The following is a 21,732-nucleotide window of genomic DNA, read 5'->3' on the forward strand; positions in this document are numbered from 1 at the left end:
GGCCGGTTATCCTATAAGCCACCGCAACAGGCCCGCAGAAGCCACTCCGATCACCACTGTCGGCATCATCGACAGCCGCGTCGCGGCAAGCAGGGTGATGACTAGAGCCGCGAGGTCGGCGGGATTCCTCGAGACGAAGTCCGGCGCGATCACCGAGATCAGCACGCAGCCGGGGGCGGCTTCCATCACCGCCGTGGCGCGCCGGCTGAGCGCGCGGTTCTTGAGCATCACATAGCCGCCGATACGGGTGAGATACGTCACGCCGGCCATCGCGAGGATGGCAAGAAATGTCATCGGGTCGATCATGTCTCATCTGCCAGGAACCATGCGGCCACCAGGCCGGACAGCGCACCGACCGCCACATACCAGGCGCCCGGGACGAGGAGATAGGTGAGCGCCGCTGCCGCCAGGCTGACCAGCCAGGGCCGCGCCGCGGCGAAGCCCTTCCACATGCCCCGAAGCAGCACCAGGAAGACGGCCGGGAAGGCCATCGCGAAGCCATACTTCTCGACGTCGCCAAGCACTGGCCCGAGCGCCGCGCCACAGGTCGTGAACGCGACCCAGGCGAGGTAGAAGGGCAGGGCGGCGCCCAGATAGAAGGGCAGGCTGAAGGCCGGCCGCGTGCCGGCCGCGGCGCGGCGTTGCGCATCGGCCAGGCCAACTGCCCAGCTCTCGTCGCACATCAGGAACAGCGCTGGAAAGACCCGTCGCTTCGGCAGCTGCTTGATGAACGGCGCAAGGGCCGCGCCCATCAGGAAATGCCGGCTGTTCACCAGCAAGGTGATGCCGGCGATCAACAGGATGTGCGGCGGCGAGCTCCACAGCTGGATCGCCGCGAATTCGGAACCGCCGGCGAAATTGAGGCCGGTCATCAGCGGCACCTCAAGCAGGCCTAGGCCCTTCTGCGCGGCTTGCGCGCCGAGCACCAGCGCATAGGGAATGATGCCGAGCAGAACCGGCACCGAGGCGGCAAGCCCACGTCGGAGCTCGGCGCCGCGCATGTTGGTGGCCTGACCCTCGGCGACGGCGATCTCGGAAACGCTCATGGCTATGCCTTCGGCCGGCCTGGCAGCCAACCGCCTTTCGCTCGGTTGTGGGTTGTCGGTCCCGGACCGTAGCCGAAACGCCAGGCAATCGGGTTGCGAAAATGCGCCATTTCTGCAAGAATTTGGCATTGGATAGCACGTTAGGATGAAGAATTGGAATCTTTCACCATGAAGCTCGATGAGATCGACAGACGCATCCTGCGCGCCCTGCAGCGCGATGGGCGCATGGCCAACAACGATCTGGCGAAAGAGGTCGGCCTGTCGCCTTCACCCTGCCTGAGGCGCGTGAAACTGCTGGAGGAGGCGGGCGTGATCGCCCGCTATGTCGCGGTCCTCAACCCGGCCAAGATCGGCCGCGGCCAGACCTTCTTCACCCGCATCTGGCTGAAGCAGCAGGACGAGGATACGATCGAGCATTTCGCCGCCGAGGTGGCGAAATTTCCCGAAGTGATGGAGTGCTATCTGATGCTCGGCGATTGCGACGCGCTGGTGCGCATCGTAGCGGCCGGCATCGACGACTACCGCCGCTTCCAGTCAGAGCATCTGAGCCGCATCAAGGGCGTGCAGAACGTCAAGACGGACGTGCCCAGCCAGATCATCAAGCAGACCTCGGAAATGCCGCTGTAGGATTGGCCCTTCTCCCCTTGCGGGAGAAGGGAAGTCCTCAATGATGCGCGTGGTGCTCCGCATTCCGCTTGCGCGTCGCCGCGGCCTTCTTGGCCGAAGCCGATCTGTCCGCCGCGGAGCGCCCGCCCGAGGCCTTGCCGCCCATCTTGCCGCCCTTGTGCGCCGCGGGATGGCCGGTGTGCTTGCCGCGTCCCGATCCGCCTTCCTTCTTGCCGCCGCCGTCATCCTTGTTGACGGTCGCCCAGGCGCGCCGCTCGGCTTCCTTTTCGGAAACGCCGCGCTTCTCATAACCTTCGGCGATATGGTCGGCCTTGCGTTCCTGCTTGTCGGTGTATTTCGATTTGTCGCCACGTGGCATCGTCTTGCTCCTTGTTGCGCTGAGTGAATCGGGAAGGGATTCAATCGCCCTTCTTCTTGGCGACGTCGCCAAGGTCGGACCGCTCCGGGTCCTTGTTGTTCTCGCCGGCGGCATCGCGGTTCTCGTCGGGATCGTCCTTCGGCGGCAGGTAGCCGCGCGGCTTGTTGGCCTTGGGGCCTTCCCAGCGCGGCCATTGATCGGAGGTGCCGGGGCGTCCCGGACGTGGTGTGTTGCTCATGTCTTCCTCGCTTGCGATTTTGAAATAGTGGTCAGCTCTCCGCTTTCATGGTTCGTGCGATCTCCAGCAGCTTGTCGCGGTTGTGTCCGTGCGTGCGGATCAGCTCGCGCGCCTGCTTCGGCGAGAGGTCGGTGTTCTCGGCCAGGAACCGCACGTCGGGATCGTCGCCGCCCTTGACCGGCAGCTTGCCGCCCTGTGGCGCGTTCGCCGCGCCCGGGCGGCGGGGTATGTTGTCGTCTGCCTGCGTCATTGCATGTCTCCTTCGCTTCGGCGCCGTGTCAGCCCGCGGTCTCCGACTGCCTGCGGCGTGCTTCCTTCATGCGGCGCAGCACCTCGTCGGTCCCGACGATGTCCTTGGAGCCGCCGGTGATCGCGGTGGAAACCACGGCCGGCGGATCGCTGGCCGGAAAACTGTCCTCGAGACCGGACTGCAACTGCTCTTCCAGCGTGTCCGGATCCTCCGACCGGCCTTGCGTGCGGCGCTCGTCAATCTGTTCCAGGTCCTGCTTGGCGTCGGGATGCTCGCGCGCGTTGCGCAGTGTCGAGACGACGAGCTCGACCGCGAACTCCTTCATGGCCTCGGCATCCGTAGAGGTCACGTCGGTCTCCTCGACCAGGCGCACCAGCGACTGTTCGATCTTGTCCAGCTCGCGCACGCCCTGGCAGCGGGCCAGCTTTTGCGCCAAGGCGTGGATCAGCAGGGGACCGAAGGTCGAATAGGCCTGCATGCGGGTCTCATCGACGCGTTCGGGATGAAGTGTGTGCAAGGACATTGATGCCTCCGTTGAACATCCTGCGGCGGCGGCAGCCTGTTTCGGCGGCCGCTCCAAGGTCAACTGGAGGACGGCGAAGATGTTCCATCCCGGGATCGATCTCGCGGACAATGAAATGGCGCCCGCGAACGCGGACGCCATCTTTGTTTTGAACTCAGCGCTGGCCGCCTTTCCGGCCTGCCTCCGAGGCGCGCTGACGGTCTTCGGCGAAGTTGCCGCTGCCGCCTCTGTGCTGGCCCTCGCTCCGCTGACCCATGTTGCGGTCCTCGGCCTGCTGCTGTCCGCCGCCGCGATGCTGGTCGTCGCGGTTCTTGTGGCTCTGCTGGCCGGCCTTGACGTGCTGTTCGTGGGTTCCGCCTTGATTGGGCATATCGAACTCTCCGTTGGTTCGGATTCTTCTTCGGGGTGAAATTCAAGGACGCGTTCGACATCCTTGAGTAGGGTGAACATGTGCCGGCAACCGATGTTCCGCCCGAAATATTTCGTGAATTCGCCAGACTGAAGTCCGACGAATTCGACGCAATGGGCTGGCTCGTGGAACCAGCGGGGTTTCTGGGAATTTGGTGAGCGGCCGACGAGAAAGCCCCCTCCATCGGCGGCCATGCTGGTGCCCGCCGATCGTACCCGCGTAAATTCGGCGGGCACCAAAATTCACCAACAAGAAGCCGCGCAGCCGGCCTCGGAGCGAGACGACGTTTTGACCTATATCTCTGCAAAGCCCACCCGGCAGACTGTCGAAACCCTGCCTGCCAACGACAACCTACCTGCCGCCCCTCTCGATCTCTCATTCCTCGACGTCATCAATGATGAGGCTGAGATAGCCGACATCGCCAGGCGCGCGGAGCGTCTGGGCCATGCCGCGCTCGTCGCAATGGCGATCGGTCTTGCTGCGGTGCCGTTGCTATACCTGATTCTTGCGTGAGCCGTCCCGGCAGGCGCTTGGCCGGCTCGCGCCAACGCCTGTCGGGCGCCTGCTATCTTCCGGAGAAGAATGCGTCCAGCGTGGCTGCAGTTTCGATCGGCGACTCCTCCGGAAAGAAATGACCGCCGGGCAACGCGCCGCCGCTGACGTCGTCGGCCCAGTGCCGCCACAACGCCTCAGGGCCGCCTTCCTCGACGTACCATTCAGCCAGCGCCCCATGCTCGCTCCATAGCGCCAGCAGCGGGCAGGCGATGTGCCGGCCGGTCTTCCTGTCAGCATGGTCATGCTCGCGGTCGAGGGACGCCGCCGCGCGATATTCCTCGCAAATGGCATGGATGTGCGCCGGGTCGCGCAGCGCGTCGACATAGAGTTGCCGCACCCCGGGCGGGAACGCGTCGGGCGACGATCCCCAGCCGGAAAGCGCATTGTCGACGATTGCATCGGCTGCGGCCGCGAGCATTGTCTCCGGCAGCGGCTCGGGTTGCGCCAGCAACGACCACGGCCAGTAGCCGAGCGCCAGTCTTGCGTCGGCGCGGTCCCACGCATCGGCGGTGGGAATGATGTCGAGCACAGCGAGCTTCTCGACGCGATCCGGATGATCGATCGCCAGCCGGTAGGCGACCCGTCCGCCGCGATCGTGACCGGCGACCATGAAGCGCCGGAAACCCAGCTTCTCCATCAGCGCCACCATGTCGGCGGCCATGGCGCGCTTGGCATAGGGCGCATGATCGGCGGCCGATGGCGGGCAGGAGCTTCGCCCATAGCCGCGCAAATCGGCGCAGACGACCGTGAAATCCCGCGCCAGGATTGGCGCGACCTCGCGCCACATCGCATGCGTCTGCGGAAAGCCGTGCAGCAGAAGCAGGCCGGGGCCGGTGCCGGCGCGGCGGGCGAATATCCTGGCCTCACCGGTGTCGATCTCGCGGCTGTCGAAATCGTCGAACATTGCTTGCCTCCGGGAACGGGACCGGCGCCGGCTGCCTCAGGTCCAGGCCGAATCCAGCGTCAGCGACGCTTCGAAAATCTGGTCACGCTTTTCGTCGAGCACCTTGACCGTGATCGTCAGAAGCTTGCCGCCCGTCATCTCGTCGCGGGCGACGTCATGCAGGATGCGCAATGCCTCCATGCCGGCGCGCTCACGGCTGGCGAAGAGCTGTCCCTCAGTGTCTTCCTGGCTGTGCTCGGCGTTGTAAAGGTCGAAATAGAAGCGTTGCATCGGCACGTTGATCCCAATCCGACGGTCAATTCGCGGACGCGATCATGGTTCCAAACATCTGATCCAGAGGGAGAATCGGCCATGCGCCGGCGTTGCGGCGCGGCATCGCTCGCAACCAGCATCGGCCTGCGGCGTTAGGAGAGGGGCGAATGGAGGCAGCCGGATGCTGGAATCACTCTTTCTCAATCTGGGCCAGCATGACGCCCTCTCGGACGAAGAAAAAGCTCTGCTCACATCGACCTTGTCGATCGAGAAATATGTCGGCGTGGGGGAGGATATCGTTGTCGAAGGAACCAGGCCGACCTACAGCACCCTGATCATTGACGGGCTGGCCGCCCGCTACAAGGTTCTGGAGGACGGGGGCCGCCAGTTCACCTCGCTCCAGGTCGCGGGCGATTTCGTGGACCTGCATGCGTTCCTGCTGAAAACGATGGATCACGGCATCGTCGCGCTGTCGCCATGTCATGTGGCGGCGGCCGAGCACAGCAAGCTCAAGACGATCACCGAGCAGGCGCCGCATCTTACCCGATTGCTCTGGCTGGACACGCTGGTCGACGGAGCCATCCATCGCGAATGGATCGTGGCCATGGGCCGCCGCTCCAAGCTGTCCCATCTCGCGCATCTGATATGCGAGCTGTTCGTCAGGCTTCAGGTGGTGAAGAAGACTCGCGACATGAGCTTCCATCTGCCGCTGTCGCAGGCCCAGCTCGCCGACGTGCTGGGCCTTTCCGTCGTCCACATGAACAGGGTGATCGGAACGCTGCGCCGCATGAACGTCATCAGCTGGACCAACCATATGATCACGATCCTCGACTGGGAGCGGCTGGTCACGGTCGCCGAATTCGATCCGACCTATCTCAGCATGTCGCGCGAGCCGAGATAGGCCGGCCGCTATGGAGCGGCCTCCTAGCTTCGCGGAACCTTGGAGCGCGACCACAGCTCGTCCAGCATGGTGAGCGCGGCGCTCGGCGCGGCCTCCTTCAGCAGCCCCTGCTGCGCGGCGGCCTTCTTGAAGGCGGCAAAGGCGACGGCCGGCCGGCAAATGCCCGCGATCGCGTCATCCACCAGCCGGGCTGCTTCGAGATAGGCCGGCGCTTCCTTGTTCTTCCATGTCCCGGCGAGCGCCTTCTTGGCCTCGGCCACCGTGGTGACCACCATCGTGCCGCCGCTGATGAAGCGGATGGTGAGCGGGAGGAAACGGCTCATCGGTCCTCACCATCCGAGCCATTCGCGCGTGCGCCAGGCAAGGCCGGCAAAGGGCGCCAGGGTGACCACGGCGGCGGCAAGGACGAGAACTGGGCTGTTGATAGGCAAGGTCTTCATGATGCACCACAAGATTGGGGATTGGCCTAAACGATGACGTCGCCGGTCGGTTGCATCCGGCCGGCCAGTCGGCACGACAAGCTCGAGATCACATGTTGCTCGCGGGCCGGATCGGCGGCGCCGGCCGGTGCGGCGGCCGCGGGCGGGGCCTCAGCGGCACATCGGCGAGCGAAGGGCGGATCACCCTCACGGGTGTTGGCGGCGTGGCGCCGCGCCGACGCCGCAGAGCGGCCGACAGGCTGCCGATGAAAGTTCGAACGTCCATGGGACTCCTCCTCGAGAGTCCCCCCAATGACCAAGAGTTAGCACCCTGGACCGGTCGTCCGCATTTAACTTTGATGTATGCGCGGCATCTCGGCGGGGGCGACGAACCGGGCCAACCTTTTGCGACGACATGCGTTGTCCCCCGAAAGGAGACCATCATGCCGACCAGCAGCCGAACGAAATCAGACGCCCCCCAGAAATCAGCCGCCAGGGAGAAATCAGTCACGGGGGAGAAACCGGACAGTGCAAAGACCGCGCGCAGGCAGCGCAGTGTCCAGCGCCAGGTCGATGCCACCGATCGCAGCAAGCCGAAGCCGAAAGCCTCGGGCGCCATGCAGGCCGGCGCCCGCCGCTACCCCACGCCACCTTTCCCGAAGCAGCATCATCCCAAGCCCGGCGAGGAATGGGCGATCGAGCCGGCGCCGCTCTATGACGCGCCGTTCTGGCAAGGATCAGGCAAGCTCAAGGACAAGGTCGCGCTGGTCACCGGCGGCGACTCCGGAATCGGCCGCGCGGTCGCCGTGCTGTTCGCGCGCGAAGGCGCCGATGTCGCCATCGTCTATCTCAGCGAGGACCGCGACGCCAAGGCGACGAAGCAGGCGGTCGAGGCCGAGGGCAGGCGTTGCGTCACCCTGCGCGGCGACGTCGCCAAGCGCGCCTTCTGCCGCAAGGCGGTGGCCGAGACGGTCAAAGCCTTCGGCAGGCTCGACGTGCTCGTCAACAACGCGGCCTTCCAGGTTCACTCGGCCGACTTCGCCGATCTCACCGAAAAGCATTTCGACACCACGCTGAAGACCAATCTCTACGGCTATTTCCACATGGCGCAGGAAGCCGTGCCGCACATGAAGTCGGGCTCGGCGATCATCAACACCGGTTCCGTCACCGGTATCGAAGGCTCGAAGGAACTGGTCGATTACTCGATGACCAAGGGCGGCATCCACGCCTTCACGCGCGCGCTCTCCGGCAACCTCATCGCGAAGGGCATCCGCGTCAACGCGGTGGCGCCCGGTCCGGTCTGGACCCCGCTCAACCCGTCGGAAAAGCAAGCGGAGGACGTTTCGCAGTTCGGCGCCAAGACCCCGATGAAGCGTCCCGCCCAGCCGGAGGAGATCGCGCCGGCCTATGTGTTCCTGGCCTCGCCGCAATGCTCCAGCTACATCACCGGCGAGATCCTGCCGATCATCGGGGGCTACTGATCCCATGAGCACCATGAGGAGGATCCCATGAAGAAAGCGCTTCTCATCGCGGCCATCGCGCTGGTGCCGGCGCCGCCGGCTGCGGCGCAGACGGCCAAGCCGGACCAGCAGACGCAGAACTGCCAAGCCAAGCCGAACGCCAACGACCAGCTGCAGAAACAGAAGCAAGTGGCTGATACGGATGAACTGTCGAAACAGCTCGGCAATTGCGGCGGCGTGCTGAAGCCGCCGCCGACAGGCGATCAGAACGCGACGACCCCGCCGCCGACCGGCAGCGAGATGCCGGTGATCAAACCGGGCGAGGTGCCGCCGCAGACGGGCCAGTGACCAAGGCCGATCGGACGCCGCTGCCTCGAACAGCTGCAAGGGACGCCGCTGCCTCGAACAGCTGCAAGACCTTGCATGGGAGAACGGTCATGGCAGTCGACAAGGGCAAACGTGATCTCCGCGACCGCGACCGCGAGTCCGCTGAAGACGTCTACAAGGTCGACTGTTTTGCCAACAAGATGCGGATCAGCGTGCCGCAGCTTCATGAACTGATCAGGAAGCACGGAGGCGACCGCAAGACGTTGGAACGGGAGTCGAGAAAATTTCGGGCATGATCCGGATTCGTTGCCGCGCAGGCCCAGTCGGGTTGGCACGCTTCATTCCAGGCTGGCAGATTTCGGATGAAGCTCTAGTTTCTGGCGCATGGACAAAGACCGGAATCTGGCGAAGCCGCCCTCGGCGGCCACGCGGGCCAAGCGTTACGACAAGCACGAGGCCACCACCGAATCCGCACGGTCGATAATCGAAGGCGAGGCGGCGGACAGGGCGGCAAAGACGGCTCGGCTGAGAGCGGCAAGGCTTTCGCAAACGCCGGCGGGAAGGCCTCGGGAAGCCGCGGCGGAGAAGCCCAGGGCCGCGGCGAAGACGAGCGGCAAGGACAGAAGCAGAGCGAGCGCGGCAAACCGGTGATCAAGCCTTCCGCCGCGATCGACGGACGCCTCGATAAGGATCAGTGCTTGCGCTTTTCGCTCTCGGCCGGCTTGAGGACCGGCGAGGCGTGCGCCTCGCGGATCATCTGCAGGGCCTCGTCGCGGGTGAGGCCGCATTTGCGGGCAAAATAAGCCGCCTCATGGATTTCGGCGCGGGAGGCGTCCGCGATGCCCGAACTGGCTTGTCTGTCTTTCTTCTTGGCCATCGGTTCACCGTGCCATGAATCACTTAGTCAGCTAATTATAGGCCTGTTCGTTGCTGTTTCAATTCCACTGCATTCGGGATGGGACGACATTTCGCGCCCAGGTCCTGAAGACCTTGTTGCCATGCAAAGGCGGCGATGAAGTGGAGGGGCGCGGGGTCAGGGCGGCGAGAGCTTCGCCAGAACCTCCAGCAGGCTCCACTCCGAGGTCGGTTTGCCTGCATTGGGTACGCCCGCCAGGACGGCCCCGCCGATGAGTTCCGGCTTGTCATAAGCGCTCGCCACCGCAAAAGGCACACCGCGGCTGCGCAAGGCCTCGGCTACGGGCGTGACAAGTTGGTCGCCTAAATTCACGTCGAGCAAGGCTAATGTCGGCAGTTCGTCTTCCAGCAGGCGGAGCGCGTTTGCGACTTTGGGGACTGGGCCTAAGACCCGCCATCCCAGGCGTTCGAGCATGACTTTAAGATCCATCGCGATGATGAATTCATCTTCGACGATTAGGATGGTCTTTTGCACCGGCCATCAATCTGGGCGAGCGGCCCTTTCGAGGGGGACGACTATCTCGGCTTCGAAACCCTCGGTTCGAAAATTCTGTTCCACCTTGCCACCGAGATTGTATGCGATGGCGAATTGAATGAGCTGGGTGCCGTACCCTGTCGAGGCGGGCTTGCGTACAGGCGGGCCGCCGCTCTCGCGCCAGGACAGGCGCAGCAATGGATGATCGCCTTGCTCGACCTCCCATCGAATTCGAACCGTCCCGGCCGGAGCTGACAAAGCGCCATACTTGACCGCGTTGGTTGCCAGTTCGTGCAGCAGGAGACTCAGCGACATTATCTCCTTCGAGGCCAACGTCAGGGGCGGGCTGGGCTCGACGATGATCGTCTCCGGAGCGGTTTGGAAGGGCTTCGTTGCGCGCGCCACCAGGGCATCGAGACTATCGTCACCATGATCGCTCAAGGCCAGATCATTGGCATCCGCAACGGCTTGCAGCCGGCCGAGGAACGCCGTGCGATACTCCTCTCCCGAAACGCCTTCCGCCTTGGTTTGATTGGCTAGGGCCCGCACCAGCCCGAGCACGTTCTTCAGCCGGTGCCGCAATTCTCCAAAGACCGCTTCGAATTCCGCCTCTTTTCGGCTTCTGTCCGTAATGTCGACGATCGACAGCAACATCAGGTGGCTGACGTTGTCCGGATTGAACACGGTGCGCGCTGTCAGAAGCATGATCTTCTTCCCGATGTGCGGGAAATCATGCTCCACTTTGTAATCGATCACCGCCGAGCTTTTCGGGATCACCTCTGCAAGGAGACGACGCAGCTCGGGAATGTCCCATTGACCGTTGCCCAGGTCGTACGGGTGTTGTCCGATCGTGTCGTAACGCTCGACCGCGAACGTTCTGAAGAAGGCGCGGTTGGCGCTCTGGACGGTCAGGGCCGAATCCAGCACGAGCATGGGATCGGGAACAGTGTCGACAATGCCTTGGGCCTGCACGTGACCGGTCCGCAGAATCCGGTAGAGGTCTTCCAAATCCATTGCCGAAATACCCATTAGCCCGACAAGGCTATAAGCCTGCCGCCGATCATACAACCGCGCTTCTCCAAAGCGAAGATCGCCGACGCGGGATAATGTCTCAGTTTTCCGCGCTTCGAGCCAAGCTCTTTGGCGGCGGCGCTCTTGCCGTCGTCCTGCACGTCGTCGGCGGGGCGCTTCTGGCCTTTAGGTCCAGTGGGCATTATCCAAATAGCTTCGCATATTCATCGATAGCGAGGAACGCTTTGTGCACCGCTTCCGGGTCCAAGCGTTCATCCACCACCAGATAGTGGAAATCCTTCACTACACCAATCAGGCTTTGTGCGCCGCGCATCTTGCGACGTGCCTCAAGGGCAGCGCCGCCTGTGTTGGAATATCCGTCTGTCCAAGAGATTTGGCCTTCGCCGACAATACGACCAACCGCCACCTTGCCACGCATAGGGGATTCGTCGTCCCATCCGCTCCAAGCGATCAATGCCTCATGCGCCTTCATGAAATTCCCTGCTTTGCGGTATGCATAGGGTGTCAACGCTCGGGGTTCAAACTCGATCCTGTATCGGCGAAATTGGAGTACTGGCTGCCGGGCGGGCCTCTTGTCGCGGCAACCGTCTCGGTTCGCGGAACCAGAGCGCCCGCGCCGGGTTGTGATTGGCGGGCCGCGTCAGCCGGACCTGGTGGCAAAGAGAACAGGGCTGGTTTCTCCGGCTTCTCGCCCTGGCCAACGAAAAGGCAGTCGAGCTCTTGTCCCACCCGGCCCGCTCAACAGAGGGCTTGGCAGCGATGGCAGGAAATATGCAGCCCGACAAAGCCGACACCGAACCGCGCTCGGTCCGTGTCCGAATCAGGTGAGGGAGATGCTGCGCTGGGTCGACGAAGGCTGGGTACTGCTGAAGGAAAGCGTCACCGGCTACATAGATGACAATGCGCTGAGCCATGGCGCGGCGATGGCCTTCTACGCCACCACGTCGCTGGCGCCGATCCTGTTGATCGTCGTCGCGATCGCCGGTTTCGTCATCGGCAACGATGCCGCCCAGCTGGCGCTGTCGGCTCAGATATCGGGCGTGATGGGGCCACAGAGCGCCGACCTGCTGAAGGCCACGATAGAGACCGCTTCGCATGGCTGGTCGAGCGCGCTTGCCACGCTGATCGGAGTGGTGACGCTTTTGGTGACGGCGTCGGGCGTCTTCGGCGAGATGCAGCAGTCGCTCAACGAAATCTGGAAGGTGAAGCCCAACGGGGTGTCGCTGTCGCGCCTTGTAAGGGCGAGGGCGGCCAGCCTCGGCCTCGTGGCGGCGCTCGGTTTCCTGCTGCTGGTATCGCTCGCCGCCAGCACGGCTATCGCGGCGCTGGGCGAGATCATCAACCGGAGCCTGCCGTTCGGGGAACTGATCCTCAGCGCCATCAACACGATCGTCTCCTTCGCGCTGATCGCCTTCCTCTTCGCCGCGATCTACAAGGTCCTGCCGGACCGCACGCTCAAATGGCGCGATGTCGGCGTCGGCGCGCTGGTCACCGCGCTGCTCTTCACCGTCGGCAAGTCGCTCATCGGCTGGTACATCGGCACCAGCGCCATCGCCACCTCCTACGGCGCGGCCGGAGCCCTGATGGTGGTGCTGGTCTGGGTCTACTATTCGGCGCAGATATTCCTCTTCGGCGCCGAGATCACGCGCGCCTATTCGGTGCGCCGCGGCAGCCGGCCGGACCTTGCGCCAGTCGTGGCCGCCGAGCCGGTGGCGCCCGCCACCGCCCCGCCGCCGGCGCGCGGCGCCTCGGGCATTGAAGTCGCCGCATGGATTGTCATCGCCTGCCTTGTCACTGTGCTGATGTCGCAAACCGACGCCAACAGGCCGGACCGCCCGCGGTAGAACTGACGTGCTTAGCAGGAGGTCGCCGTTCTGGAAGAAGGGGCGTACCCTTACCGGTCGTCCCAGCGCTTCTCGATTTCGTAGGAAAGCCAGCGGCAGAACATGCCGGCGATCGAGGTCGCGGCGCCGCCGAGCAGGCAGGCAATCAGCAACGGACTTTGCGATGCTCTCGACCAGCTTACGATGACGAGCAATATCACGCTGACCGTCGAGATCAGATAACCTAGGCCCTTCAGCCGGTGGAGCGACGCTTTTGTCATCGCGAGTGTTTCCGCGCTACGGCAACTCCCTGCCGGGGCTGAAGTTCCATGGTCGATGGCGAGCTCGGGAAGACAGGCCCGCAGGCTTGCCTCCCCGAATGGCGATCCAGCCTGCTCTAAACTCAGGCTGCCTCAGCAGCGACGTTGACCGCGGACTCGGCGAGCTTGGTTAGCGCGACGTCCGTTTCCTTCTCTTCGTTCAGCGTCTTGTCGAGCAAGGTGACGGCCTCGGTCAGGCCAAGTTCCTGCGCCCAGGTCCTGAGCGTGCCGTAGCGCGAAATCTCATAGTGCTCGACGGCCTGCGCCGCGGCCAGCAGTCCCGCGTCGAGCGAGGGCGAGCCCTTGTACTCGTCCATGATCTCGGCGCCTTCCTCGGTGATGCCCATGATCGCCTGGCAGGTCTTGCCCACCGGCTTCTTGTCGATCACCTCGAACACTTCCTCCAGGCGCGCGACATGTTCTTCGGTCTGCTCGCGGTGCTTTTCGAAGGCGGCCTTCAGCGCGTCGTCCTGCGCTGCCTTGGCCATCTTGGGCAGCGTTGCGAGAATCTTCTTCTCGGCGAAATAGATGTCCTTCAGCGTGTCGTGGAAAAGTTCGTTAAGCCCCTTGTTCGAGGCCGCCTTCGTTGTCGGCATATCCGCATCTCCTGGGTGGGTGGATAACCAATCCAACACAGTTTTTTCGAACTTGTTCCCGACAGAAATTTTCCGGTGAAAGCGGTCGGGGGCCTCATTTGTTGTTGACCGCCGCCCGAAGAGATCGAGAGCCGATCGAAGGCGAGCTCGATCGAAGGGGGCTGCAGACGACCCTCGCGCGGCAATCGCGACCGGCATTTCTTTGATTTCGCGCGGAACTTTTTACCCGGACACGCGCTGTTGAAAAGCAGTTGATCCCAACCCAGGCAGGGAGCATGAAAATGAATACCAAGATCCTTTGCATGAGCGCACTCGCTTTTTCACTCGCTACGGGCGCGGCGATGGCCAGCAGCGCCAAAGGAACATCGGCCTTGGACGATCCGCAGAAGATGTCGCCCTTCTTTACCGATGCGGGGATGAAGACGATGAGATCCGGCGATGAGTTCAAGAAGGCATGGCTTGCCATGAGCGAGGAAGACCGCACCTCGATCAAGAAGGACTGCGGCGACGAGGCCATCGCCAAGCAGCATGACAATTTCTGCAAGATGACCAAGGAACTCGGCGGCGCAAACTGAGCCCAGCCGGCATCGACAAAGAAACGGCGGCTGCTTCAGCCGCCGTTTTCACGTTTGGCGCATCGAATGGGTCATTGCCGCCACTTCCCCTTCATACAAACCACTGCGCCACAAGGCCCGCCGATGAAGCGGCCATTATTATCGTCGACAACCAGCCCAAGGCCCGCAGCCAGCCCTGGACCGGGAACTCCCCCATAATGTCCTTTCGGCCGGACATCAGCATCATGACGACCATCACCGGGACGGCGCATAGGCCGTTGATCACAGCGCTCCAGTAGAGCGCCTTGATCGGGTCGATCGGCGTGAACATGATGACGGTGCCAAGCGCCGTCGCGGCGGCGAGCGTGGCGTAGAACGCCACCGCCTCCTTCGGTCGGCGCCGCAGCCCAACCTTCCAGCGCAGCGCCTCGCCCACGGCGAAAGCCGCTGAGCCCGCCAGCACCGGAACCGCCAGAAGTCCGGTGCCGATGATGCCGGCCGAGAAGATGATGAAGGCGAATTTGCCGGCAGCCGGCTCGAGCGCCTTTGCCGCGTCCGTGGACGAGGCAATGTCGGTCACCCCCGCCTTGTGTAGGGTGGCGGCCGTGGTGAATACGATTGCGAGGGCGATCAAATTCGAGAAGGCCATTCCTACCAGCGTGTCGGCGCGTATCCGCTGGAACGCCCTTGACGCCTGCCACGGCGCCCACCTCAGCGGCTTGGCGGTAGGCTTCAGTTCCTCCTCCTCCACCTCCTGCGAGGCTTGCCAGAAGAACAGATAGGGCGAGATGGTCGTGCCCAGGATCGCGAGCAGCGTGGTGGCGAACGCGCCGCTCCATTCAACATGCGGAATGAACAGCCCCTTGGCCGCGTCGGCCCAGGGCACATTCGCGGCGAACATCGCAACGACATAGGCAAACAGGCTCAGTGTCGTCCATTTGAGGACCTTCACATAACGCGTGTAGTCGAGGAACACGATCGCGCAGACGCAGACCACCGCGAAGGTGATGACGTAGACCGGGCTGGGCCCGCCGACCAGCAGTTTCAACGCATCCGCCATAGCGCTGAGATCGGCGCCGATGTTGATGACGTTGGCGACGAACAGCAGCATCACGACCACGTAAAGCAGCGAGGCCGGATAATGCCGGCTGAGGTTGCCGGAGATGCCCTTGCCGGTGGTGCGTCCGATGCGAGCGGCGATCTCCTGGATCGCCGCCATCAGCGGGAAGGTGAACAGCATGGCCCAGCCGATGTTGAAGCCGAGCTGGGCGCCGGCCTGGCTGTAGGTTCCGATGCCGGACGGATCATCATCGGACGCGCCGGTGATAAAGCCCGGCCCGACCGTGCGAACGAGCCGCTGGAACGGGCCTTTTGCCAGAATGTTGCTTTGTTCTTTCTCGACCCGGGCACCGACCTCGGTCATCGCCTGCCGTTCCTTTTCAGTTTGAGGGCGCTGCCATTTCTGTCGAAGCCGCGTCGGTCGGCGCGATGTGCACGATCGTATCGAGAAGGCTGTTCATGAAATGAGCAACGACTAAAGAAGACACGGGATAATGGAGCGACGGGGAATCGGTTCCACGGCCGCCGTCACCCTGGCATCAGGCGACGCCGCCTTCATCCACATTTGTTTAGACGTGCGTATTCGACCGGCTGCCGATTATAGGCTGGACCTATCCATCATGGTGACCACGAGCTGCCGGCTCGCGACAAAGAGTCTGTGTAATTCCTCGAGGTTTTCGAGGTGACGGTGGGCCAATGCCGCGCCGTCGCCATCAGGGCGCATGTCATTGACCTTTGCGCGCTGCAGCACTGCAAGATCGGCGATCCGGAGGATGTTCTGGTCCACCATATCCAGCCGTTCGGACAATTTCGCGAATTTGTCCTCTTCAGCAATCAGCAACCTTTGAACCGTCGCTCTGGTGGCGTCGTCCGTCTCCGTCTGAAGGCGGTCCACGAAGTGCTTGATGTTCTCTCTGGCGATAAAGCGGTCCATCAGCCTTGCCCTAACTCCGAGCTTTGAAATCATATCGCCGTGGCAGAGAGGAGTCGAGGCGCGCCATGACGACCAAGCCCCTGGGGTAATTGATGAAAATCAAAGCCGGCGCACGATCGCAGGCGCACGTTGCGAGACGATCCTCACCGCGCCACCCACGTTGCGACCAGATGGTTAGCTCCGAAACCGAGCTTGAAATGCTCAATCGTCATATCCGAATGGGAGCGCGTCATATCTCCCGCCAGCGTGAGATTATCGATCGACTCACCGAGCTAGGCGCACCGGCCGAGCAGGCAATAGAACTGCTTGAACTGTTCGAAGTCACGCAGGCGCTGCACATTGCGCACCGGGAGCGGCTTCTCAATTAAGCGCCGTCCGTTTTGCGCCGGACCAGAATTTCAAACGGACCGACTATCTCGAGCTTGGCCTCTCAGCGCTTGTCATCCCCTTTGTGATAACCGTTTCGACCGCTCCTTCGCCCGAGCCTTTCAAGCAGGGCCCGAAGGCGCTCGGGAAGCTGACGGTCAACTCGGAAAAGTGGCCACGCGCGCAGGTGCCGTCTTAAGAACTCGCTGGAAAACTGCTGTCTCAGCAGCTTCGCGAGAGCTTCGTTATGACGTCGATCCTGGGCCATTTCACGCAGTCCTGATCAATGCGAAACCGGAAGCGCCCGGACTTGTTCCGATGCGCAATCGTGATTTGAGGGGCTGTAGCGCGCTGAGCTCAGTTGAATTCAGGCAGCATCGCTTCATGCCGGAACATAAGCGCCGCTCGGATCTGATCGATCCCGACGACAGGCAGATGCTGCGCGACGAGAATCAGGAGTCTCCGCACCGGAAACGACGCGGTGACTGACGGGGGGGGCGGCCGGAAAAGCGCAACGGGGTCGGGCAGAGCGCGTTAACGCGGCTCGCGGGTCATCGAGAGATAGGTCGGGTCGAATTCGGCGATCTGCTGCAGCTTCCGCCAGTCGAGGATCGTCACCGTATGGTTCGCCCAGGCGATCACGCCGCTGTTGCGCAGCGCGCTGATGACTCGGTTCATATGCACCACCGACAGGCCGAGCACATCGGCGAGCTCGGCTTGCGAAACGGGCAAATGGAAGCTCATGCCGTTGGTCCGCTTCACCACCTGCAGCCTGACGAACAGCTCACAGAACAGATGCGCCAGATGCGAGACCTTCGAGCGGCGTCCCATGGCCACGATCCATTCGCGGTGGATGGCGCCGTCGATCAGCGTGTCGAGCCACAGAAGCCGCGTCAGGTGCGGCGCCCGCTCGGTGATGCTGCGCAGCTTGGAGTGGTCGGCCAGGATGACGCGGCAGGGCGACAGCGCGATGACGCCGTGGTCCATGGTCTTCAGCAGGAAGGCGTAGAGGTCGACGAAATCGCCTGGAACCTGCAGCGAGGTGAACTGCCGGCCGCCATCGGCAAGCACCTTGTAGCGGGCCGCGAGGCCGTCCAGGATAAGTGTGCTGTACACCGGTCGCGATCCGGAAGCGACGATATCCTGCCCCGCGGCGAAGCTGCGCTCGCCGGCCATCAAATCGCCGAGCAGGGATTGTTCCTCGTCCGAGAGGCTGTCGTGCTGGCCAAGGTTCAGGAAAAGCGATTCGAGCATTCATGTCTTCCATGAGCAGGCCGAGCGGCCCGGTCACAGGGGATGTCACAAGTGATTCAAAAACAGGCGCGCTTGACGAGGTATGGGGTTGTTGAACAGAGCGCGCTAACATTTGATAATTCGGCGCTTTTTCCCCGCGAAATGCCGGAAGGCATGACTGGTGCGACGGCCTGAAGCCAATCGCGTCAAATTCGCTGTTCACGGCGATGGGGAACAGCGACATGGTTACGCTGCGCTCGAAGCAGTCGTGCGACCAGAGCATTTCACCGTTTCACGGAAACGGTGAAATCTTCTATCTCCTTGTTTTTACGCAATTCCGGGAGGAAAGCCGCCCAAATGTTCCTGGAATTGCTCTAAGGATTAGGAGTTTCGTCGGAAGGCTGTTCCGAGACATTCGGCAGTTCCGAGCGCACCAGACGCTCGGTGCGGCGCAGCAATTCCCGGGATCGCTTGATCGCGTCTTTGCTGCCTTGGACAAGTTGATCTTGGAAGGGGTCGCGTGCCCGGGGCAACGCAGTTTTGGTTTGGCGCATAGCGCTCTCCCGTTTTCAGACGGGAGCGCGTTCGTCGTCTCTCAGCCGCTAATGATGTCCAGTGGTGGGTTACCAGCGATCCAAGTTATCTAGGGCCCGCTCGATCTCAGTCAAGTGTCCGTCGCCCATGCCCGACCTGACTGGTTCCGTATCGCCGCCAACTGCCGGGCGAGTGCCCTGGACTGCTCCACATATGCCCATGCCAGTTCCCGCATGCGGCTGTTTTCGGCGCGCAGGGCCTTTGCCTGTTCGATGACCAGAGAATTTGCGTCGAAAACATCCATAACCAACAAATGCGGACCCCGAATGAAGGTTCCGGCCCGGAGGATGGCATGGCGAGATGCGGCCGGTCATTCTCCACGCGGAACAGGGCCGCACGATGTCTCTGGCGAAATTCCGCCGCGATGCCGCGGCGCTGGCGGAACTCGTCCCTGGCGGGACTGCCGATTTGCCGACGCCGCTCGACCGGGTGTCGAGATGGAGATAAGCGCCCGCCTCGCGCGACCCTGAACGGCTCACCAAAAAAGGCGCTGCTGCATGGCAGCGCCCTTTGCTTCGGGCTTCGGGCGTCGGCTGTCACCAGCCTTGGCGGCTGTACCAGTCATCGATGTCGCGGCGCACCCGATCCTTCTCGATGCCGTAGCGTTCCTGAATCTTGCCTTCGAGCTGGTCGCGCTTTCCCGCGATGCGGTCGAGATCGTCGTCGGTGAGCTTGCCCCACTGTTCCTTGACCTTGCCCTTCATCTGCTTCCAATTGCCTTCTACGCGGTTCCAATCCATTTGCCGGACCTCCTGTTGGACATGGAGGGCTAACGGCAGCGCGGTCGCGAGGTTCCTGCTGAAAAGTCTTTTTCTCCGGTGGTGTCGGTCGCTGGATCTTATGGGCTGGCGGGGTCATCCGGCCGTCCTGATGACCCGGCAAATTAACAGAGGCACAACGAGCGGCCCTCCGGTCGATTTGCCCTCCGGTCGGCTTGCCTCCGGTCGGCTTTGTCTGCAAGACCTCACAGCCCGGCTTGCGACCGGGCTTCTTCTTGGCCGCATTGGTCTAATGTGGAACGGCGGCGCGGCATCTTAAAAATCCCGCAGCGGCGGGAACATTCGCTCGGCGCCGCTGTTCTGGAAGGCAGGATGGCGCGCAGCCCCGCTCCCCCCGCGAAAGGCGCGCCACCTACCGGGTGCAGACCCGAGTAAGCCCGCCTCGGCCGTCCCTCGCCGGGGCGGGCTCTGTTGTGACGAGATTGGAAGGAACATGCTTCACCAGGCAGCAAAGATCGCCGAGCAGGCTCACCGCGGCCAAAAGGACAAGACCGGCCGGCCCTATATCGAACATCTGAGGCGCGTTGCCGATGCCGTCGAGACGCTGGACGAAAAGACCGTCGCCTACCTGCACGATGTTGTCGAGAAGGGTGACGGGTGGACTTTGGAGAGGCTGGAGGGCGCCGGTTTCGGCCAGTCGGTGGTGGCCGCGGTCGATGCGTTGACGCGGCGCATGGACGAGAGCGAGGAGGGCTTCCTCTGCCGCGCCGCGTCTAACGAGCTGGCATTGCCGGTGAAGATAGCCGATCTGCGCGACAATCTCTGGCAGGCGCACCAGGCGGGTGTGGCGCCTGAGAAATACGAAACCGGCCTCGCCATCCTCGACCAGCTGGATTCCAGGGACTGAATCCGGGTTAGTCCCGGGGCGGGGAAGCGATCAACTTGGCCTCCCGGACAAGAGAACTCCAGTCCAGGCCGATAAAGCGGACGAGATCGCGTCGCTGATGCCCGTCTCCTGCACCAGTCGCTGCACCACTTCCTGGAGGGGTTGGATTGTTGTCCCTTTCGGTCATTGCTGCTCCGTTCAGGAAACCGAAGCTCGCCGAAACCAATGCTCTTTCGGATCGGCCATTCCAGCGCGAGCTGCTTTCGTCTGGAAAGGTCGCGCTTTGGAAGTATTATGCCGGGAGCCCTTGTCGATGAGGAAATTAAGAGCTATATGTTGCAAATCGATCTTGCTGAAAGAACGTTGTTTTCGCGCAAAATTGCGCTCTTACGATCTTCCCTCTCAATTTCGAACATAGCGTCGCCTGGCGGTTGCCGGGTGCGTATGATTTTGCGTCGATTTGTAAGGAGATCGCAATGACTACTGGAACGGTGAAGTTTTTCAATTCCACCAAGGGTTTCGGCTTTATCGAGCAGGGCGGCGGCCAGCCGGACGTGTTCGTTCACATCTCGGCTGTAGAGCGCGCAGGGCTGCGCTCCCTCGTTGAAGGCCAGAAGGTCAGCTTCGACGTCGTGAAGGATGCCCGCAGCGGCAAAAGCTCGGCCGAGAATCTGCAAGCCGCCTAATTACAGCGCCTCGGGGTCCTTGACCACGGATGTACTGGCAGTGGCCGCAGAGGCGTGTTGGAGAAGGTCGGGCTTGCCCGGCCTTTTTTGATTGAGGAGATGACAATGAAGTCGTTACCGGACACCGGCCTGTTCAAGTCGGTCCCATCCCGCACGGAAGCCAAGACCGACACGACCTCTCGGGTCGCTCGGCAGATTCAGGACCTGGAAGCAAGGGAGAGGGCGGCCAAGACCGAGCGGTTGCGCGCCGCCAGGCTGGCGCATGAAGCCGAAGCGCCAGTGGCGCTGCCAAGGAAAATCGCTCCGAAGCGCCCGAAGAAGGCCTAGCGGGGTTCCGAGGGGCGCGGTCGATCGAGGTCCAGACGCGACGCGCCTAGCACCGTTTCATATGCAGTACGTCGATGGTGATCTCACCGCCGGACGTGTGCCCATCCAGCATCTTTTCGAGGTCGTTGCGATTGTCGGGCGCATGGACCTCCGGCAGGTCGAGCGCCGTCAGGGCCTTGTCGTCGAACTCGATCGGCGCCCCGTAGAGCTGTGATACCTCCATCACCAGGCTTTCGATGTCCTCGCGGGCGATGTTCTCGGCCAGATGATCCAACCTGATCTCTTCGGAAAGTCGGATGATGTTGACGATACCCTTGGTCCGCAGGGCCCGCTGGACCCTGTGGTGGACGTCGTCGCGCAATCGGATGGAAAATCGTAGGAACATGGACTGCCTCCTCCCTGGAGGTGATCCCTCGATTTCCACCATGCGCCCGACGGTCATGGATTGCAAGCAAAAAAGCCGGAAAGCCGAAACAAAATCAAGGAGTTAGCATAGAACAACAAATGTGGTTTCGGCGCATCGTTGGTATCGGTAGCCTGTGCCGTCTTTCACAGCTTGGTCATTCTTGACGTCCTATGCGACAAACCCTACTTCTACTCACGATGAGGCATTTACTCATTCGCAGCGTTTTTGTCTGTGATGGAGGCAGGCATGGCTGAGCTCGAACGGCCGCAAAGGTTGCAGATCATGCTGACCGAAGAGGAACTGGCGGCGTTGGAGAACTGGCGTTTCGAAAAGCGCATGCCGAGCCGTTCGGCCGCAGTCCGCGAACTTTTGCGTCGTGGACTGGCCTCGGATGGGTTCCTCACGGCGAATGCGGGCGTGAAGTCCCAGGATTTCGGCGTGATATCCTCGGACAGGACAGCCGGCAATGGCTCAGGCGACTCCAAGCTGTAAGCAGATGCGATCCAGCGGACACGTTGCCTTGGTCTTGGGCGGCCCT

General features: G+C 62.5%; 38 protein-coding genes. 14 read left to right on the top strand and 24 right to left on the bottom strand.

The features are described 5' to 3' along the window. Positions 1-6 precede the first annotated feature (6 nt). Together P9272_RS16440 and P9272_RS16445 are read right to left on the bottom strand one after the other, a co-directional pair. Positions 7-306 (bottom strand): AzlD family protein, encoded by a 300-nt coding sequence (locus P9272_RS16440; RefSeq protein ID WP_278161307.1) that lies wholly within the window; start codon positions 304-306, stop codon positions 7-9. Next, entirely contained in the window at positions 303-1,046 is a 744-nt protein-coding gene (locus tag P9272_RS16445; RefSeq protein ID WP_128259966.1) for an AzlC family ABC transporter permease, read from the bottom strand. The genes P9272_RS16440 and P9272_RS16445 overlap by 4 nt, the downstream gene beginning before the upstream one ends. 168 nt (positions 1,047-1,214) lie before the next feature. Between P9272_RS16445 and P9272_RS16450 the strand changes: the two genes are divergently transcribed. Beyond that, positions 1,215-1,673, top strand: a complete 459-nt coding sequence (locus tag P9272_RS16450) for an Lrp/AsnC family transcriptional regulator (protein ID WP_278161402.1) — start codon at positions 1,215-1,217, stop codon at positions 1,671-1,673. 37 nt (positions 1,674-1,710) lie between these two features. Here P9272_RS16450 and P9272_RS16455 read toward each other — a convergent pair whose 3' ends face one another. From P9272_RS16455 to P9272_RS16475, 5 genes are all read right to left on the bottom strand, one after another. Beyond that, positions 1,711-2,031, bottom strand: coding sequence for a plasmid stabilization protein (locus P9272_RS16455; protein WP_128259968.1), 321 nt, complete (start codon positions 2,029-2,031; stop codon positions 1,711-1,713). Positions 2,032-2,071: 40 nt separating this feature from the next. After that, positions 2,072-2,269 (bottom strand): hypothetical protein, encoded by a 198-nt coding sequence (locus P9272_RS16460; protein WP_128259969.1) that lies wholly within the window; start codon positions 2,267-2,269, stop codon positions 2,072-2,074. Positions 2,270-2,300: 31 nt separating this feature from the next. Continuing rightward, a complete protein-coding gene (locus P9272_RS16465; protein ID WP_278161308.1) occupies positions 2,301-2,519 on the bottom strand; it encodes a hypothetical protein in 219 nt (72 codons plus the stop codon). A gap of 28 nt (positions 2,520-2,547) precedes the next feature. Next, entirely contained in the window at positions 2,548-3,042 is a 495-nt protein-coding gene (locus P9272_RS16470) for a hypothetical protein (protein WP_278161309.1), read from the bottom strand. A 154-nt stretch (positions 3,043-3,196) separates the two neighbouring features. Continuing rightward, on the bottom strand, positions 3,197-3,298 hold the full coding sequence (locus P9272_RS16475; protein ID WP_128260090.1) for a KGG domain-containing protein: 102 nt from the start codon (positions 3,296-3,298) through the stop codon (positions 3,197-3,199). 345 nt (positions 3,299-3,643) lie between these two features. Between P9272_RS16475 and P9272_RS16480 the strand changes: the two genes are divergently transcribed. Then, positions 3,644-3,964, top strand: a complete 321-nt coding sequence (locus tag P9272_RS16480) for a hypothetical protein (protein WP_278161310.1) — start codon at positions 3,644-3,646, stop codon at positions 3,962-3,964. 52 nt (positions 3,965-4,016) lie between these two features. Here the strand turns inward: P9272_RS16480 and P9272_RS16485 are convergent, their stop codons facing one another. Then, complete coding sequence (locus tag P9272_RS16485) at positions 4,017-4,910, bottom strand: alpha/beta hydrolase (RefSeq protein ID WP_278161311.1); 894 nt, start codon at positions 4,908-4,910, stop codon at positions 4,017-4,019. Positions 4,911-4,946: 36 nt separating this feature from the next. Beyond that, complete coding sequence (locus P9272_RS16490; RefSeq protein ID WP_278161312.1) at positions 4,947-5,180, bottom strand: hypothetical protein; 234 nt, start codon at positions 5,178-5,180, stop codon at positions 4,947-4,949. A gap of 163 nt (positions 5,181-5,343) precedes the next feature. Between P9272_RS16490 and P9272_RS16495 the strand changes: the two genes are divergently transcribed. Continuing rightward, complete coding sequence (locus P9272_RS16495) at positions 5,344-6,063, top strand: Crp/Fnr family transcriptional regulator (RefSeq protein ID WP_128259975.1); 720 nt, start codon at positions 5,344-5,346, stop codon at positions 6,061-6,063. A 23-nt stretch (positions 6,064-6,086) separates the two neighbouring features. On the opposite strand, the gene P9272_RS16500 is transcribed toward P9272_RS16495, so the two are convergent. Further along, positions 6,087-6,386: a DUF982 domain-containing protein gene (locus tag P9272_RS16500; RefSeq protein ID WP_128259976.1), complete on the bottom strand. Its 300-nt coding sequence runs from the start codon at positions 6,384-6,386 to the stop codon at positions 6,087-6,089. A 205-nt stretch (positions 6,387-6,591) separates the two neighbouring features. Then, on the bottom strand, positions 6,592-6,768 hold the full coding sequence (locus P9272_RS16505; RefSeq protein WP_278161313.1) for a hypothetical protein: 177 nt from the start codon (positions 6,766-6,768) through the stop codon (positions 6,592-6,594). Between the two features lie 157 nt (positions 6,769-6,925). On the opposite strand from P9272_RS16505, the gene P9272_RS16510 reads away from it, so the two are divergent. From P9272_RS16510 to P9272_RS16520, 3 genes are all read left to right on the top strand, one after another. Beyond that, on the top strand, positions 6,926-7,963 hold the full coding sequence (locus P9272_RS16510; RefSeq protein WP_278161314.1) for an SDR family oxidoreductase: 1,038 nt from the start codon (positions 6,926-6,928) through the stop codon (positions 7,961-7,963). 27 nt (positions 7,964-7,990) lie between these two features. Then, the gene (locus P9272_RS16515; RefSeq protein ID WP_278161315.1) at positions 7,991-8,290 is read left to right on the top strand and encodes a hypothetical protein; all 300 of its coding nucleotides are present in this window, start codon (positions 7,991-7,993) and stop codon (positions 8,288-8,290) included. Between the two features lie 89 nt (positions 8,291-8,379). Then, a complete protein-coding gene (locus P9272_RS16520) occupies positions 8,380-8,565 on the top strand; it encodes a DUF3606 domain-containing protein (RefSeq protein WP_278161317.1) in 186 nt (61 codons plus the stop codon). Between the two features lie 395 nt (positions 8,566-8,960). Here P9272_RS16520 and P9272_RS16525 read toward each other — a convergent pair whose 3' ends face one another. From P9272_RS16525 to P9272_RS16545, 5 genes are all read right to left on the bottom strand, one after another. Continuing rightward, positions 8,961-9,146 (bottom strand): hypothetical protein, encoded by a 186-nt coding sequence (locus P9272_RS16525; RefSeq protein ID WP_278161319.1) that lies wholly within the window; start codon positions 9,144-9,146, stop codon positions 8,961-8,963. A 156-nt stretch (positions 9,147-9,302) separates the two neighbouring features. Beyond that, positions 9,303-9,659: a response regulator gene (locus P9272_RS16530; RefSeq protein WP_278161321.1), complete on the bottom strand. Its 357-nt coding sequence runs from the start codon at positions 9,657-9,659 to the stop codon at positions 9,303-9,305. A 6-nt stretch (positions 9,660-9,665) separates the two neighbouring features. After that, the gene (locus P9272_RS16535) at positions 9,666-10,673 is read right to left on the bottom strand and encodes an HWE histidine kinase domain-containing protein (protein WP_278161322.1); all 1,008 of its coding nucleotides are present in this window, start codon (positions 10,671-10,673) and stop codon (positions 9,666-9,668) included. Between the two features lie 14 nt (positions 10,674-10,687). After that, on the bottom strand, positions 10,688-10,873 hold the full coding sequence (locus P9272_RS16540; RefSeq protein ID WP_278161323.1) for a hypothetical protein: 186 nt from the start codon (positions 10,871-10,873) through the stop codon (positions 10,688-10,690). Further along, a complete protein-coding gene (locus P9272_RS16545) occupies positions 10,873-11,163 on the bottom strand; it encodes a hypothetical protein (protein WP_278161324.1) in 291 nt (96 codons plus the stop codon). The genes P9272_RS16540 and P9272_RS16545 overlap by 1 nt, the downstream gene beginning before the upstream one ends. A gap of 361 nt (positions 11,164-11,524) precedes the next feature. Here P9272_RS16545 and P9272_RS16550 point away from each other — a divergent pair, with 361 nt between their 5' ends. Next, the gene (locus P9272_RS16550; protein WP_278161325.1) at positions 11,525-12,535 is read left to right on the top strand and encodes a YihY/virulence factor BrkB family protein; all 1,011 of its coding nucleotides are present in this window, start codon (positions 11,525-11,527) and stop codon (positions 12,533-12,535) included. Between the two features lie 50 nt (positions 12,536-12,585). Here the strand turns inward: P9272_RS16550 and P9272_RS16555 are convergent, their stop codons facing one another. Together P9272_RS16555 and P9272_RS16560 are read right to left on the bottom strand one after the other, a co-directional pair. After that, positions 12,586-12,795, bottom strand: a complete 210-nt coding sequence (locus P9272_RS16555; protein ID WP_128259985.1) for a hypothetical protein — start codon at positions 12,793-12,795, stop codon at positions 12,586-12,588. Between the two features lie 122 nt (positions 12,796-12,917). Next, on the bottom strand, positions 12,918-13,430 hold the full coding sequence (locus P9272_RS16560) for a ferritin-like domain-containing protein (protein WP_278161326.1): 513 nt from the start codon (positions 13,428-13,430) through the stop codon (positions 12,918-12,920). Between the two features lie 281 nt (positions 13,431-13,711). Between P9272_RS16560 and P9272_RS16565 the strand changes: the two genes are divergently transcribed. Further along, complete coding sequence (locus P9272_RS16565) at positions 13,712-14,005, top strand: hypothetical protein (protein ID WP_128259987.1); 294 nt, start codon at positions 13,712-13,714, stop codon at positions 14,003-14,005. Between the two features lie 91 nt (positions 14,006-14,096). On the opposite strand, the gene P9272_RS16570 is transcribed toward P9272_RS16565, so the two are convergent. Together P9272_RS16570 and P9272_RS16575 are read right to left on the bottom strand one after the other, a co-directional pair. Beyond that, positions 14,097-15,407: an Nramp family divalent metal transporter gene (locus tag P9272_RS16570; protein WP_128259988.1), complete on the bottom strand. Its 1,311-nt coding sequence runs from the start codon at positions 15,405-15,407 to the stop codon at positions 14,097-14,099. Between the two features lie 234 nt (positions 15,408-15,641). After that, positions 15,642-15,977, bottom strand: a complete 336-nt coding sequence (locus tag P9272_RS16575) for a hypothetical protein (RefSeq protein ID WP_128259989.1) — start codon at positions 15,975-15,977, stop codon at positions 15,642-15,644. A 92-nt stretch (positions 15,978-16,069) separates the two neighbouring features. On the opposite strand from P9272_RS16575, the gene P9272_RS16580 reads away from it, so the two are divergent. Beyond that, positions 16,070-16,345, top strand: a complete 276-nt coding sequence (locus P9272_RS16580; RefSeq protein WP_278161327.1) for a hypothetical protein — start codon at positions 16,070-16,072, stop codon at positions 16,343-16,345. A gap of 316 nt (positions 16,346-16,661) precedes the next feature. Next, entirely contained in the window at positions 16,662-16,832 is a 171-nt protein-coding gene (locus tag P9272_RS16585; protein ID WP_278161328.1) for a hypothetical protein, read from the top strand. A 45-nt stretch (positions 16,833-16,877) separates the two neighbouring features. Here the strand turns inward: P9272_RS16585 and P9272_RS16590 are convergent, their stop codons facing one another. The 3 genes from P9272_RS16590 to P9272_RS16600 all read right to left on the bottom strand — a co-directional run bounded on the left by P9272_RS16590 (position 16,878) and on the right by P9272_RS16600 (position 18,910). Then, entirely contained in the window at positions 16,878-17,597 is a 720-nt protein-coding gene (locus P9272_RS16590) for a Crp/Fnr family transcriptional regulator (protein WP_278161329.1), read from the bottom strand. Positions 17,598-17,950: 353 nt separating this feature from the next. Beyond that, a complete protein-coding gene (locus tag P9272_RS16595; protein ID WP_128259991.1) occupies positions 17,951-18,130 on the bottom strand; it encodes a hypothetical protein in 180 nt (59 codons plus the stop codon). 576 nt (positions 18,131-18,706) lie between these two features. After that, on the bottom strand, positions 18,707-18,910 hold the full coding sequence (locus tag P9272_RS16600) for a CsbD family protein (protein WP_128259993.1): 204 nt from the start codon (positions 18,908-18,910) through the stop codon (positions 18,707-18,709). Positions 18,911-19,382: 472 nt separating this feature from the next. Here P9272_RS16600 and P9272_RS16605 point away from each other — a divergent pair, with 472 nt between their 5' ends. The 3 genes from P9272_RS16605 to P9272_RS16615 all read left to right on the top strand — a co-directional run bounded on the left by P9272_RS16605 (position 19,383) and on the right by P9272_RS16615 (position 20,788). Beyond that, a complete protein-coding gene (locus tag P9272_RS16605) occupies positions 19,383-19,796 on the top strand; it encodes an HD domain-containing protein (RefSeq protein WP_278161330.1) in 414 nt (137 codons plus the stop codon). 455 nt (positions 19,797-20,251) lie between these two features. Further along, positions 20,252-20,461 (top strand): cold-shock protein, encoded by a 210-nt coding sequence (locus tag P9272_RS16610; RefSeq protein WP_112130376.1) that lies wholly within the window; start codon positions 20,252-20,254, stop codon positions 20,459-20,461. 105 nt (positions 20,462-20,566) lie between these two features. Beyond that, positions 20,567-20,788, top strand: a complete 222-nt coding sequence (locus P9272_RS16615; RefSeq protein ID WP_278161331.1) for a hypothetical protein — start codon at positions 20,567-20,569, stop codon at positions 20,786-20,788. A 46-nt stretch (positions 20,789-20,834) separates the two neighbouring features. Here P9272_RS16615 and P9272_RS16620 read toward each other — a convergent pair whose 3' ends face one another. Further along, positions 20,835-21,173, bottom strand: a complete 339-nt coding sequence (locus P9272_RS16620; protein ID WP_128259995.1) for a hypothetical protein — start codon at positions 21,171-21,173, stop codon at positions 20,835-20,837. Positions 21,174-21,440: 267 nt separating this feature from the next. Between P9272_RS16620 and P9272_RS16625 the strand changes: the two genes are divergently transcribed. Beyond that, the gene (locus P9272_RS16625; protein ID WP_128259996.1) at positions 21,441-21,686 is read left to right on the top strand and encodes a hypothetical protein; all 246 of its coding nucleotides are present in this window, start codon (positions 21,441-21,443) and stop codon (positions 21,684-21,686) included. The last annotated feature ends 46 nt before the right edge of the window (positions 21,687-21,732 follow it).

Source organism: Mesorhizobium sp. WSM4976, from assembly GCF_029625685.1.
Lineage (GTDB): Bacteria > Pseudomonadota > Alphaproteobacteria > Rhizobiales > Rhizobiaceae > Mesorhizobium.

Coding starts and splice junctions, on each gene's coding strand:
- P9272_RS16440 (WP_278161307.1), bottom strand. CDS start 306: ATGATCGACCCGATGACATTTCTTGCCATCCTCGCGATGGCCGGCGTG.
- P9272_RS16445 (WP_128259966.1), bottom strand. CDS start 1,046: ATGAGCGTTTCCGAGATCGCCGTCGCCGAGGGTCAGGCCACCAACATG.
- P9272_RS16450 (WP_278161402.1), top strand. CDS start 1,215: ATGAAGCTCGATGAGATCGACAGACGCATCCTGCGCGCCCTGCAGCGC.
- P9272_RS16455 (WP_128259968.1), bottom strand. CDS start 2,031: ATGCCACGTGGCGACAAATCGAAATACACCGACAAGCAGGAACGCAAG.
- P9272_RS16460 (WP_128259969.1), bottom strand. CDS start 2,269: ATGAGCAACACACCACGTCCGGGACGCCCCGGCACCTCCGATCAATGG.
- P9272_RS16465 (WP_278161308.1), bottom strand. CDS start 2,519: ATGACGCAGGCAGACGACAACATACCCCGCCGCCCGGGCGCGGCGAAC.
- P9272_RS16470 (WP_278161309.1), bottom strand. CDS start 3,042: ATGTCCTTGCACACACTTCATCCCGAACGCGTCGATGAGACCCGCATG.
- P9272_RS16475 (WP_128260090.1), bottom strand. CDS start 3,298: ATGGGTCAGCGGAGCGAGGGCCAGCACAGAGGCGGCAGCGGCAACTTC.
- P9272_RS16480 (WP_278161310.1), top strand. CDS start 3,644: ATGCTGGTGCCCGCCGATCGTACCCGCGTAAATTCGGCGGGCACCAAA.
- P9272_RS16485 (WP_278161311.1), bottom strand. CDS start 4,910: ATGTTCGACGATTTCGACAGCCGCGAGATCGACACCGGTGAGGCCAGG.
- P9272_RS16490 (WP_278161312.1), bottom strand. CDS start 5,180: ATGCAACGCTTCTATTTCGACCTTTACAACGCCGAGCACAGCCAGGAA.
- P9272_RS16495 (WP_128259975.1), top strand. CDS start 5,344: ATGCTGGAATCACTCTTTCTCAATCTGGGCCAGCATGACGCCCTCTCG.
- P9272_RS16500 (WP_128259976.1), bottom strand. CDS start 6,386: ATGAGCCGTTTCCTCCCGCTCACCATCCGCTTCATCAGCGGCGGCACG.
- P9272_RS16505 (WP_278161313.1), bottom strand. CDS start 6,768: ATGGACGTTCGAACTTTCATCGGCAGCCTGTCGGCCGCTCTGCGGCGT.
- P9272_RS16510 (WP_278161314.1), top strand. CDS start 6,926: ATGCCGACCAGCAGCCGAACGAAATCAGACGCCCCCCAGAAATCAGCC.
- P9272_RS16515 (WP_278161315.1), top strand. CDS start 7,991: ATGAAGAAAGCGCTTCTCATCGCGGCCATCGCGCTGGTGCCGGCGCCG.
- P9272_RS16520 (WP_278161317.1), top strand. CDS start 8,380: ATGGCAGTCGACAAGGGCAAACGTGATCTCCGCGACCGCGACCGCGAG.
- P9272_RS16525 (WP_278161319.1), bottom strand. CDS start 9,146: ATGGCCAAGAAGAAAGACAGACAAGCCAGTTCGGGCATCGCGGACGCC.
- P9272_RS16535 (WP_278161322.1), bottom strand. CDS start 10,673: ATGGATTTGGAAGACCTCTACCGGATTCTGCGGACCGGTCACGTGCAG.
- P9272_RS16540 (WP_278161323.1), bottom strand. CDS start 10,873: ATGCCCACTGGACCTAAAGGCCAGAAGCGCCCCGCCGACGACGTGCAG.
- P9272_RS16545 (WP_278161324.1), bottom strand. CDS start 11,163: ATGAAGGCGCATGAGGCATTGATCGCTTGGAGCGGATGGGACGACGAA.
- P9272_RS16550 (WP_278161325.1), top strand. CDS start 11,525: ATGCTGCGCTGGGTCGACGAAGGCTGGGTACTGCTGAAGGAAAGCGTC.
- P9272_RS16555 (WP_128259985.1), bottom strand. CDS start 12,795: ATGACAAAAGCGTCGCTCCACCGGCTGAAGGGCCTAGGTTATCTGATC.
- P9272_RS16560 (WP_278161326.1), bottom strand. CDS start 13,430: ATGCCGACAACGAAGGCGGCCTCGAACAAGGGGCTTAACGAACTTTTC.
- P9272_RS16565 (WP_128259987.1), top strand. CDS start 13,712: ATGAATACCAAGATCCTTTGCATGAGCGCACTCGCTTTTTCACTCGCT.
- P9272_RS16570 (WP_128259988.1), bottom strand. CDS start 15,407: ATGACCGAGGTCGGTGCCCGGGTCGAGAAAGAACAAAGCAACATTCTG.
- P9272_RS16575 (WP_128259989.1), bottom strand. CDS start 15,977: ATGGACCGCTTTATCGCCAGAGAGAACATCAAGCACTTCGTGGACCGC.
- P9272_RS16580 (WP_278161327.1), top strand. CDS start 16,070: ATGAAAATCAAAGCCGGCGCACGATCGCAGGCGCACGTTGCGAGACGA.
- P9272_RS16585 (WP_278161328.1), top strand. CDS start 16,662: ATGCGCAATCGTGATTTGAGGGGCTGTAGCGCGCTGAGCTCAGTTGAA.
- P9272_RS16590 (WP_278161329.1), bottom strand. CDS start 17,597: ATGCTCGAATCGCTTTTCCTGAACCTTGGCCAGCACGACAGCCTCTCG.
- P9272_RS16595 (WP_128259991.1), bottom strand. CDS start 18,130: ATGCGCCAAACCAAAACTGCGTTGCCCCGGGCACGCGACCCCTTCCAA.
- P9272_RS16600 (WP_128259993.1), bottom strand. CDS start 18,910: ATGGATTGGAACCGCGTAGAAGGCAATTGGAAGCAGATGAAGGGCAAG.
- P9272_RS16605 (WP_278161330.1), top strand. CDS start 19,383: ATGCTTCACCAGGCAGCAAAGATCGCCGAGCAGGCTCACCGCGGCCAA.
- P9272_RS16610 (WP_112130376.1), top strand. CDS start 20,252: ATGACTACTGGAACGGTGAAGTTTTTCAATTCCACCAAGGGTTTCGGC.
- P9272_RS16615 (WP_278161331.1), top strand. CDS start 20,567: ATGAAGTCGTTACCGGACACCGGCCTGTTCAAGTCGGTCCCATCCCGC.
- P9272_RS16620 (WP_128259995.1), bottom strand. CDS start 21,173: ATGTTCCTACGATTTTCCATCCGATTGCGCGACGACGTCCACCACAGG.
- P9272_RS16625 (WP_128259996.1), top strand. CDS start 21,441: ATGGCTGAGCTCGAACGGCCGCAAAGGTTGCAGATCATGCTGACCGAA.